Raw genomic sequence first — 10,761 nt, 5'->3', positions numbered from 1 at the left:
CCTTGAGGTGGAGGGCGAGGCGGGTCCGGTCGGGAAGCGCGAACTTGCGGAGCAGGCTCGAGACGTGGTTCTTCACCGTGCCCTCCGTGACCAGCAGGCGGGTGGCGATCTCCCGGTTCGAGGCTCCGGCAGCGAGCAGTCTGGCCACCTGCGCCTCTCTGGACGACAAGCGCTCCTCGCCGGGGAGCACGGTCGGCGGCGCCGGCGTGCGGCGGATCTCGGTCACCAGCCGCGCGGCCACCGTCGAGGCGAGCACCGTCTCGCCGCGGCCGGCCCGGCGAATGGCGTCGACCAGTTCCTCGGGCGTGCAGTCCTTCAAAAGGTAGCCGACGGCCCCGCCGCGCAGCGCACCGAAGATGTAGTCGTCCTCGTCGAAGGTGCTCAGCACGATCGAGGCCACACGGGGGTGCCGGGCCGCCAGCCGGGCGACGAGCTCGACGCCGTCCATCCTGGGCATCCTGGCGTCGACCAGCGCCACGTTAGGGCGGCACGTCTCGGCTACCAGCAGGGCGTCCTCTCCGTCGGCGGCCTCCCCGACGACCTCGATGCCGTCCTCGATCTCCAGCATCTTCCACAGCCCCTGCCGGATCAGCGCCTGGTCGTCGACCAGCAGCACTCTGATCATGTTCATGACACGGCTGCCGTGACCCGGGCGGGCAGCTCCGCCCGTACCTCGAAGCCGCCGCCCGGCCGGTCGCCCGCGGTCAGGGTGCCGCCCACGGCGCGGGCACGTTCGGTGAGGGAGAGCAGGCCGAAAGCGTCGCGCGCGTCCCGGCCGCGGCCTGCGCCGTCGTCGGCCACCACCAGCACGACGCGGTCGCCGTCGCAGGCGAGCGTACCGCGCACATGACGGGCACCCGCGTGCCGGACGGCGTTGGTCAGCCCTTCTTGCAGCACCCGGTAGAGCACCAGCTCCACGTCGGGCTCCAGGGGTGGCTCGTCCCCGACGACCTCGAAGGACACCGCGAGGCCTGTGCCGTCGAACGACGCCGCCAGCCGTTCGAGGGCCGCGCTGCTGACGTGACCGTCGAGCGCCAGCGGCCGCAGGGCGCGAACCCAGCGGCGGGCGTCGGCCAGCGCCGTCACGGTCAGCTCCTTCGCCTGACGCACCTCGTGCCAGGCGTCGTCGGGGCGGCGGGAGCGGAAACGCTCGGCGTTCTCCAAGCCCATCTTGATCACCGTGAGGTGGTGACCGATGGAGTCGTGCATCTCCGCGCCCATTCGCGCGCGTTCCTGGGCCACGGTCAGCTCCCTGACCCTGGCCGCCAGCCGCTGCGCCTCCACCCGTCTGCGCCGCGCCTCCAGCACGGCCGACGCCATGCCGAGCACGAAGCAGGCGAACACGACGATGGTGACGGTCTGCACGACGGCGTTGAACACGCCCCGCTCGAAAACCACCACGACGCAGGCGAACACGGCCAAGCAGAGGCAGCCGACGATGACGGCCGCGGCCCGCATGCCGAAGACGAACGCCAGGTTGGCGACGGCTATGAGGGTCAGTAACTGATGGACCTCTTCGGAGCCCGCAGGGCCCAGCGTGAAGGTCGCGGGCAGGAACACCACCGCCGCGACCTGCCGCCATCGGCCATCGCGCCTTGTCTCCCCGCTGAACCGCCCACTCCCATCGAGCATGGTTGATGTGCCGGCGTTCGGTGTGATGTCGGGTTGGGATGGTGTGTGGGCGTTTGGTCCGCGGTTGGGCCGGGCGGTTGTGCCGGAAGGTGGTCTGCCGCCTGGCGGGGTGGTTGTGCGGGTACGTGGTCTGCCGTCGGGCGGGGATGCTGCGCCGAGACTTGGCCCGCCGTCGCGTCGCCAGGGGAGGAGTGGCCACAGCGCGGAGACGAGCGCCAGGTTGAGCGCGAACGGCACGGACCAGGATTCTCCGTAGTAGATCACGTGAACCATCCCGGTGGCTGCGAGCACCACCCAGAACACGACGCTGAAGAGGATCGGCCGGTCCGGGTCGCGCAGGCAGGCCAGATGACGCAGCATGCCATCGACCCTAGTTTTCCCGGGCGGCGCTGTGATCCTCCCTGAGGCCTATGCCGATGGTCACTGTGGATTCAACTCAGAGCCCGATGCGCCGGTACCGCCCGGTTACTTAACGTGGCGGCCTATGAAAATCACTCACCCCGTCTGGGCCGTGCTGATCACCTGCGTCGCCATGTTCACGCAGATCCTCGTCGGCGCCGGGCCCGCCATGCTGCTGCTCGACTCCGACGACGCCCTCTATCGCCCGCTCGGCATGATCGGGATCACGCTGGCCTCGCTCGGGCTCGTCTATGTGATCCGCCGCTTCGGCCGCCAGACCTGGCAGGGCGTGGGGCTCACGATGTCCTGGAGGGCCGTGCCGCACCTGTTACTGGGCATCGTGGCCGGCGGGGCCGCGGTGGCCGCGGCCGGCGCGCTGGCGGTGACGGTCGGTGTGGCCACCTGGGTGCCCTCGGAAGTGGCCCGCCCCGACCTGTCTCTCCTGCCGCTCTCCATCGCCTTCGCCCTGCTGAGCCAGGCGTTCCCCGAGGAACTGCTGTGGCGTGGTCACCTGTACGACACATTGTCTGCGCGGATGTCCCCGAGAGCCGTGCTGATTGTGGTGTCGGTGGTTTTCGGTGTGCTGCACATCTTCTCGCAGAGCGCGGCCGACACACCCGTCGAGCGTCTGATCTACCCGCTACAGGCCATCGCTCTCGGCTTCGCCTGCGCGGCGGCGCGGTGGCGCACCGGTGCGGTGTGGATGGCGGTCGGAGTGCACACCGGACTGCACACAGGCAACATCCTGTTCCCCGCCCAGTCCGTCAACTTCGGTGTGCACGTCGTCATCCTGACCTGCACGCTCACCGTCACAGGGCTGCTCATCATGGCAAGGCGGCGGCCGACGACCACCGGTGCGGAGCGTGGGCAGACCTTGCCGTCGCCCTCGCACGGCGGGTGAGGCAGGATCGCAGAGTGAGCGAACTGCACTACCTGACCGCGACCGAGCTGGCCCGCCTGATCAGGACCCGGCAGGTGAGCGCCGTGGAGGTCCTCCAGGCCCATCTCGACCGCATCGAGCAGGTCAACCCAGACGTCAACGCCATCGTCACGCTGGCCGCCGAACCGGCGATCGAGGCGGCCAAGGCGGCGGACGCGGCCGAGCCGGAAGGTCTGCTGCACGGTTTGCCCGTGGCGCACAAGGACCTCGTGGACACCGCGGGCATCCGCACCACCTACGGCTCGCCGTTGTTCGCCGACCACGTCCCGGCCAAGGACGACCTGGTCGTCGAGCGGCTGCGCGCCGCCGGTGCCATCACCGTCGGGAAGACCAACACCCCGGAGTTCGGCACCGGCTCCCACACCGTCAACGAGGTGTTCGGCGCCACCAGAAACCCCTACGACCTGTCCAAGTCCGCCGGGGGCAGCAGCGGTGGGGCGGCCGCCGCCCTGGCCACCGGCATGGTCCCGCTCGCCGACGGCTCCGACATGGGCGGTTCGCTGCGCAACCCCGCCTCGTTCTGCAACGTCGTCGGCCTGCGCCCCACGCCCGGCCGGGTGCCCGGCGTGTCCGACACCGCCGCCTGGTACACGCTGTCCGTCCAGGGCCCCATGGCCCGGACCGTCGACGACCTCACGCTGATGCTCTCGGCCATCGCCGGGTTCGACCACCGTTCCCCCTACGCGATCAGAGAGGTCTTCAGTCCCGAGCCTGAGGAGGGTGTGGCGGGCCTGCGGGTGGCGTGGAGTCCCGACCTGGGAGGGCTGCCGGTCGACCCGCGCACGGCGGCGGTGACCGCGACCGCGCCGGCCGTGTTCGAGCGGCTGGGAGCCACGGTCGAGGAGGTGGAGCTCGACCTCTCCGGCGCGGAGGAGGCGTTCAGGACCTACCGGGCGTGGAACTACGCGCTGTCCTTCGGCGACCTGACCGGCCTCGGCCCCAACACCGCCTGGAACGTCGAGCGGGGCCGCGAGGTGACCGGGGCCGCGCTGGCCGCGGCCGAGCGCGCCCGCAGCCGCCTCTACCAGCGCATGTCCGCCTTCTTCGACACCTACGACGTGCTGATCGCGCCGGTGAGCCAGGTGCCGCCGTTCCCCATCGAGCAGCCCCACGTCAGCGAGATCAACGGCGAGCGGCTGCCCGACTACCTCGCGTGGATGCGCTCCGCCTACTGGATCAGCGTCCTGCACGCACCGGCTGCCTCCGTGCCCGCCGGGTTCACGACGGACGGCCTGCCGGTGGGGGTGCAGATCGTCGCCCGGCCGTTCGAGGACGCCAGGGTCCTGCGCGTCGCCCGCGCGTTCGAACAGGCCACCGGCCACGGCCGGCAACGCCCACCGTTGTGAGAGACGGGCACCGCGCTCGTCGTGGTGCTCACCGTTGGGGCTGGTCCTGCGGTGACTGGTGTTGTCACGGTGGTGGGGGGATGGCTCTGCGTTGACCGGTGTCGTTCACGGTCGTGGAGACGGCTCCGCGCTGACCGGTGGTGTCGCGGTTGCATGAGGTGGTTCCGCCGCGCCGGCCGGTCGCCGTGTGTCCTCATGGCACCTGCCGAAGCCGTGTGCTGTGCGGGCGGTTCCCGGGGCATCGGGTGGCCGTGGGATCAAGGCAGGTTGCCGTACGGAGGCCGCAGCGTCGGCTCGCCGTACCCGTGCATGCCCTCCAGCAGCCCGAAAAGCCCCACCGCGAGCAGCGGCCAGGACACGAGCACCCCAGGGGCGGTCAGCTTCAGCGCGCCGGGCACGACCTTGGCTCCAGGCACCACGGCGGCCTCCACCATGACGGCTCCGATGGTGAACGTCGACCCCATCCACAACGTCAGCGCCGCCGCCAGCACCCCACCCGCGCAGAGCCCGAGCAGCACCGGCAACATGTACCGGCGGGCCGCGAACCAGGCCACCCCGCCGCAGAGCAGGCCCAGTCCGCCCGTGATCACCGCGAACCAGCCGTCCGCGGCGATCAGCGCCTGCGTGGACGGATCGGCCAGTACCGATGTGCCGTCCTCCGCGACCGTGTACGGGGCCCGTGGGGAAACGCCTGACCAGAGCAGCCCCGCGGCCACCCCGAGAGCAGCGAGTGTGAGGACAGTTACCGCAAAAGCGCGTACTTCCCTCGTCACGCCACTCCCCTTCACATGTGCGTCCGAATCAGCTCGATGGTATCCCCCGGTTAGGCTCACTTCGTGATTGCAGAAGAGGTCTGGTTGATAGAACCCTCCGGTCCGCTCCGGGGAGACGTCGAGGTGCGCGGTTCCAAGAACGGCGTGTCCAAGCACATGGTCGCCGCCATGCTGGGCAGCGGCGAGAGCAGCATCCACAATGCGCCCGACGTGGGCGAGGTGGAGATCACCGCGGCCATGCTGCGGGCGCTCGGCATCGATGTGGAGATCTCTCGTACGGAGATCAGGATCGCGCCGGGGCCGCAGATCGAGCCGCGGGTGCCCGACGCGTTCACCGGCCTGAACCGCATCCCCATCCTCATGCTGGGCCCGCTGCTGCACCTGGCGGGGGAGGCGTTCGTGCCGCTGGTGGGCGGCGACCCGATCGGGCGGCGGCCGGTGAACTTCCACGTGGAGGCCCTGCGGGCGATGGGCGCCGAGGTGGAGGTCGGTGACACCGGCGTCTTCGCCAAGGCCAAACGGCTCAACGGCACCCGGATCGAGCTGCCCTACCCGAGCGTGGGCGCCACGGAGACGGTGCTGATGTCCGCGGTGCTGGCCGAGGGCAAGACGGTGCTGAAGAACGCCGCGATGGAACCCGAGGTGGTGGAGCTGGCGCTGTTCCTGCAGCGGATGGGGGCGCGGATCGAGCTGTCGCCGGACCGCAGGATCGTCATCGAGGGCGTCGAACGGCTGCGCGGCGCCTCCACGTGGCTCAACGGCGACCGCATCGAGGCGTTCTCCTACCTGGCGGCGGGCCTGATCACGCAGGGCGAGGTACGGGTGCACGGCTGCCCGCAGGACCGCCTGGTCACGGCGATCACCACGCTGGCCAGGATGGGCGCCCAGTTCGACATCAACGACGAGTACCTGTGCGCGACCGCGCCGCCCGAGGGCCTGCGCGCGGCGGCCGTGCAGACCGACACCCATCCCGGCTTCATGACCGACTGGCAGACGCCGCTCATGGTGTTGTTCACGCAGAGCCAGGGCATGTCGGTGCTGCACGAGACGGTCTTCGAGAACCGCCTGGTGTACGTGCCGGCGCTGCAGCGGATGGGCTGCGAGATCGAGGTGTTCGACCAGTGCCTGGGCGGTCCGGCCTGCCGCTACCACGACACGAACGCTCGCCATTCGGCCGTCGTGCGCGGCGTGTCGCAGCTCAAGGGCGCCGACGTGACGCTGCCCGACATCAGGGCGGGTTTCTCGGCCGTGCTGGCGGCCGCGGTGGCCGACGGCCCCTCGACACTGCGCGGCGTGCACCACATCGAGCGGGGCTACCACCGGCCGTTCGAGCAGTTCGCGTCTCTGGGTCTGGACATCCGCCGGAAACGGTAAAGGATCACACGCGGGCGTTTGCCGCCGATCCGGGCGCCGCAGACCTTCAGCGTGACCGTACTCAGATCCGTCGGTGCGCTCGGGCTGGCGGGAGCGCTCGGTGGAGTGCTGACGGCGGCACTGGCCGTGCCCGCCGTCAGCGGGAGCGGCATGGCCGCCAAGAACGTCGCGAACACGTTCCTCGACCTGCCGCCCGCTCCGCGTGAGGAGCCGCTCGCGCAGGTGACCAGGCTGCTGGACAAGGACGGCCGCCAGTTCGCCCAGTTCTACGAGGCCAACCGGACGAACGTGCGCCTGGGTGCGGTGGCGCCGGTGATGCGCCAGGCGATCGTGGCCATCGAGGACGCCCGCTTCTACGAGCACGGCGGGCTCGACGTCAGGGGCACCTTCCGGGCGCTGCTCACCAACACCCAGGCGGGCGGCATCCGGCAGGGCGGCTCGTCCCTGACCCAGCAGCTGGTCAAGAACATCCTGGTCGAGGCCGCGCGTACGGACGCCGAACGCGACAAGGCGCGGGCCCCCAACCTGGCGCGCAAGATCACAGAGCTGCGGCTGGCGCTGGCGCTGGAGGAGAAGTACCGCAAGGACGAGATCCTCGAGCGTTACCTGAACATCGCCTACTTCGGCGCGGGCGCGCACGGCGTGGAAGCGGCGGCCAGGCGCTTCTTCTCCACCTCGGCGGCCGAGCTGACCCTGACGGAGGCGGCCACGCTGGCGGGCGCGGTGCGGATGCCGTACTCGACCGATCCTTCGCTCGGCCGGGAGCACCGGGAGCGGCTGAAGGCGCGGCGGGACCTCGTGCTGGAGCGGATGGCCGGGCTGGAGCTGATCACGCGGCGGCAGGCCAGCGCCGCCAAGAACGCGTCGCTGGGCCTGCGGCTCCGTCCGGAGCCCGGCGGCTGCGCGCAGAGCGCGTACCCGTTCTTCTGCCTGTACGTGCAGCGCGAGTTGCTGTCGAACCCCGTCTTCGGCAACACCGCGAGCGAGCGGCGCAAACGTATGGCCAGGGGAGGGCTGGTGATCAGGACCAGTCTCGACCCGATCGCGCAGCACGCCGCCGAGCAGGCCATCCGCCGGCACGTGTCGCCGGAGGACACCGAGGTGGCCGCCGAGGCCATGGTGGAGCCGCGTACCGGGCGGATCAGGGCGATGGCCGCCAGCAAACGGTTCGGCCGCAACTCGGGCAACCGCAAGAACGGCCCGAAGACCACCTTCAACCTGCCCGCCGACACGGCGCACGGCGGCGGGCAGGGGTTCCAGGCCGGGTCGACGTTCAAGGTGTACACGCTGGCCACGGCGCTCAAGCAGGGGTGGCGGTTCGGCGACGGCTTCAAGACACCGGGGGCGCTCGTGCCCGGACAGGGTTACCGCAACTGCGCCGGCCGGCCCGTGAACGACCCGAACACGCGCATCCTCAACGCCAGCGGCGAGGGGGAGGGCGGGCCGCACAGCATCGAGACCGGCACCTGGAAGTCGGTGAACATCTTCTTCATGATGCTGGAGCGCAAGGTCGGTCTCTGCAACGTGGTGAAGACGGCCAGGTCGCTCGGCGTCGTCAGGGCGGACGGGAAGCCGCTGCAGGAGGTGCCGACGTTCACCCTCGGCGTCAACGAGATGGACCCGGTGACGGTGGCGGCGTCGTTCGCGACGTTCGCCGCGCGGGGCCGCTACTGCCGGCCGCTGGCCATCGTGGAGATCATCGGCAGGGACGGCAGACGCACCCATGTGCCGCCCTCGTGCGAGCAGGTCATCGAACGGCCGGTCGCCGACGCCGTCAACCACGTGCTGAAGGGTGTGTTCACCGAGGGCACCATGAGGGGCCAGGGCATCGGCCGTCCGGCGGCGGGCAAGACGGGCACGAACAACGGCTACACCTCTGCCTGGTTCGCCGGGTACACGCCGGCGCTGGCCGCGGCGGTCAGCGTCGGGGACATCCGCGGGTCGTACCGGTTTCCCCTGACGGGGGTGCGGATCGGGGATCGTTATTACGGCTCGGTGCAGGGGGCGTCGCTGCCGGGCCCGATCTGGGTGGAGTCGATGCGGCCCGCGCTGCGCGGGATCGAGCCGCGCGGCTTCCCCGGGCCGGACATGTCGCGCTTCGGCGGCGGTCACACACCTGGCCTGGAGGAGGCGCTGGCCGAGGAGGAGCAGCGTGAGGGGCGGCGCGGTGACCGCCAGGCCCGCCGGCCGCGCCACCTCTTCGAGTGGCTGCTCGGGCGCAGGCCGCGGCGGGTGGAGATCACGCTGCCGCGCCCGGACCGGAACGACGGCGGCCATCGGGACCGGCCCAGGCGGCGGAACTGACTGTCAGCCGGTCCTGCCGATCGGGGCGGTGACGGCCCGGGTGAGCGTGAGGAGGTTGTCGGGCGCGGTCTCGATCTGCAGGCCGCGCCTGCCCGCCGAGAAATAGATCGTCTCGAAGTCGAGCGCCGTGGAGTCGACCACCGTGGGGAGCTGCTTGCGCTGGCCCAGCGGGCTGATGCCGCCCACGACGTAGCCGGTCACCCGCTCCACCTTGGCGGCGTCGGCCATCGCGGCCCGCTTGCTGTTGAGCGCGCCGGCCAGCGCCTTGAGGTCGAGCTTGCCCGACACCGGCACGACCGCCACGGCGAGCCCGCTCTCTACCTCCGCCACGAGCGTCTTGAAGATGCGTTCGTACGGCACGCCGAGCGCGTCGGCGGCCTCCTCCCCGTAGGCCTGCGCGGAGGCGTCGTGCGCGTAGGGGTGGAGCGTGAACTCGGCCTTGGCCTTGGTCAGCGCGACGGTCGCCGGGGTGCCGCCCTTGCCTTTGGAAGTACTCACGACACTCGATTGTAGCGAATCTACAATGTAAAGGCGCGGCCAGGGGTGTGCCCGAACGCCCGCCTGAACACGTCGATGAAGGCGCTCGCCGAGGCCCACCCGCACCGGTGGGCGACCGCGGTCACGGAGAGGCCGTCTGCGAGCAGCAGCAGCGCGTGGTGCAGCCGGAGCTGGGTGCGCCACTGGGGAAAGCTCATGCCGAGCTCGCGGCGGCACAGCCGGGCCAGCGTGCGCTCGCTGGTGCCGGCCTCGACGGCGAGCTGGGCCAGGGACCTGCCGTCGGCGGGGTCGCGGTGCAGGGCCGCGCAGACGGCGGTCAGCCGGGGGTCACGGGCGGCGGGCAGGTGCAGAGGCTGCTCGGGGGCGCGTCTGAGCTGGTCGAGCAGCACGGCGCTCAGTCGTTCCCGCTCGCCGCCCGCCGGGCCGTCGTCGCCGGTGTAGGCGATGATCAGCTCGCGGAGGAGGGGGCCGACCGCGAGCACCGCGGGACGGCCGAGGCCCAGCGGGTTGTCGGAGAGCCCCACCAGGCGCAGGTCGGTGTCGCCGCGGGCGCGGTGCTCGTGGACGGTGCCGGCCGGGATCCAGATGGCCCGGCTGGCGGGCGCCACCCAGATGCCCGAGCCGGTGGTGACGGAGAGCACGCCGCGGCAGGCGTACACGATCTGGTGGGTGTCGTGCCGGTGCGCGTCGATGCCCGCGCCGGGGGCCAGGGGCCGTCGGCCGGTGGGTGCCTCGGGTGTGTGGCGGATCTCCGGCATAGGTTGGCAATTTATCGGAAGCGCGCCAGTTCTGCCATGTGCAGGATCGGAGCGTGAACAGGATCCCCATGCTCGCCGCCGGTCACGCGACCGTGGACTTCTACCAGGGCGCGGTGCCCGCCCTCGTGCCCTTCCTGGTGGCCGGACGCGGGTACGGCTACGTCGCCGTCTCCGGCATCGTGCTCGCGGCGACGTTGTCGTCGTCCATCGTGCAGCCGCTCTTCGGCGTGCTGACCGACCGGTGGCGGATGCCGTGGCTCATCCCCGTGAGCATGGTGACGGCAGGCGCCGGGGTGGCGTTCGGGGGCGTGACGGACTCGTACGTGCTGACCTGGCTGGCGGTGGCGCTGTCCGGGCTGGGCGTGGCGGCCTACCATCCGGAGTCGGCGCGGCTGGCCAGGCTCGCCAGCGAGGGCAGCCACGTCCGGATGAGCTGGTTCTCGCTGGGCGGGACGCTGGGCTTCGCCTGTGCTCCCGTGCTGGTGACGCCGCTGCTGGCGGTGTGGGGGTTCGGCGCGTCGCCGTTGCTCGTGGCGCCGGCGCTGCTGGGGGCGGTGGTGACGCTGCCGGCGATCCGGGCGCTGTCGGGGAGCGGCCGCGTGGCGCGGGCCGCGCCGGTGTCCCGCCGGGACGACTGGCCGTCGTTCGCCCGGCTGACGATGGTGATCGTGTCCCGCTCGGTCGTGTACGTCGGGCTGAGCGCCTTCGTGGCCCTCTACATGGGGGGAGGGGCGGCG

10 protein-coding genes are annotated in these 10,761 nt (G+C 71.3%); 5 read left to right on the top strand and 5 right to left on the bottom strand.

What is annotated here, in order from left to right:
- Together GUY59_RS44060 and GUY59_RS44055 are read right to left on the bottom strand one after the other, a co-directional pair.
- Positions 1 to 631: response regulator (locus tag GUY59_RS44060; RefSeq protein ID WP_161715038.1), on the bottom strand; the 631-nt coding region annotated here is incomplete at its 3' end.
- Positions 628 to 1,992, bottom strand: coding sequence for a sensor histidine kinase (locus GUY59_RS44055; RefSeq protein WP_138208091.1), 1,365 nt, complete (start codon positions 1,990 to 1,992; stop codon positions 628 to 630). The genes GUY59_RS44060 and GUY59_RS44055, both read right to left, overlap by 4 nt.
- A gap of 124 nt (positions 1,993 to 2,116) precedes the next feature.
- Between GUY59_RS44055 and GUY59_RS44050 the strand changes: the two genes are divergently transcribed.
- On the top strand, positions 2,117 to 2,932 hold the full coding sequence (locus tag GUY59_RS44050) for a CPBP family intramembrane glutamic endopeptidase (RefSeq protein ID WP_161715037.1): 816 nt from the start codon (positions 2,117 to 2,119) through the stop codon (positions 2,930 to 2,932).
- 14 nt (positions 2,933 to 2,946) lie between these two features.
- Entirely contained in the window at positions 2,947 to 4,317 is a 1,371-nt protein-coding gene (locus tag GUY59_RS44045; protein WP_138208089.1) for an amidase, read from the top strand.
- Positions 4,318 to 4,574: 257 nt separating this feature from the next.
- On the opposite strand, the gene GUY59_RS44040 is transcribed toward GUY59_RS44045, so the two are convergent.
- Positions 4,575 to 5,090, bottom strand: a complete 516-nt coding sequence (locus tag GUY59_RS44040; RefSeq protein WP_138208088.1) for a hypothetical protein — start codon at positions 5,088 to 5,090, stop codon at positions 4,575 to 4,577.
- Between the two features lie 63 nt (positions 5,091 to 5,153).
- Here GUY59_RS44040 and murA point away from each other — a divergent pair, with 63 nt between their 5' ends.
- Together murA and GUY59_RS44030 are read left to right on the top strand one after the other, a co-directional pair.
- Positions 5,154 to 6,464: a UDP-N-acetylglucosamine 1-carboxyvinyltransferase gene (gene murA, locus GUY59_RS44035; RefSeq protein ID WP_246064448.1), complete on the top strand. Its 1,311-nt coding sequence runs from the start codon at positions 5,154 to 5,156 to the stop codon at positions 6,462 to 6,464.
- A gap of 51 nt (positions 6,465 to 6,515) precedes the next feature.
- The gene (locus tag GUY59_RS44030; protein ID WP_252375225.1) at positions 6,516 to 8,768 is read left to right on the top strand and encodes a transglycosylase domain-containing protein; all 2,253 of its coding nucleotides are present in this window, start codon (positions 6,516 to 6,518) and stop codon (positions 8,766 to 8,768) included.
- A 3-nt stretch (positions 8,769 to 8,771) separates the two neighbouring features.
- On the opposite strand, the gene ybaK is transcribed toward GUY59_RS44030, so the two are convergent.
- Together ybaK and GUY59_RS44020 are read right to left on the bottom strand one after the other, a co-directional pair.
- Complete coding sequence (ybaK, locus tag GUY59_RS44025) at positions 8,772 to 9,266, bottom strand: Cys-tRNA(Pro) deacylase (protein ID WP_132339134.1); 495 nt, start codon at positions 9,264 to 9,266, stop codon at positions 8,772 to 8,774.
- Positions 9,267 to 9,286: 20 nt separating this feature from the next.
- Entirely contained in the window at positions 9,287 to 10,024 is a 738-nt protein-coding gene (locus GUY59_RS44020; RefSeq protein WP_138208087.1) for an AraC family transcriptional regulator, read from the bottom strand.
- Between the two features lie 53 nt (positions 10,025 to 10,077).
- On the opposite strand from GUY59_RS44020, the gene GUY59_RS44015 reads away from it, so the two are divergent.
- Positions 10,078 to 10,761 (top strand): MFS transporter (locus tag GUY59_RS44015; RefSeq protein WP_330849302.1); only part of this gene is annotated, 684 nt, incomplete at its 3' end.

The sequence above is a fragment of the Nonomuraea sp. K271 genome, from assembly GCF_009908215.1.
In the GTDB taxonomy this organism is placed as follows: domain Bacteria; phylum Actinomycetota; class Actinomycetes; order Streptosporangiales; family Streptosporangiaceae; genus Nonomuraea; species Nonomuraea longispora.
This window is presented reverse-complemented; position numbering and strand designations above follow the sequence as displayed.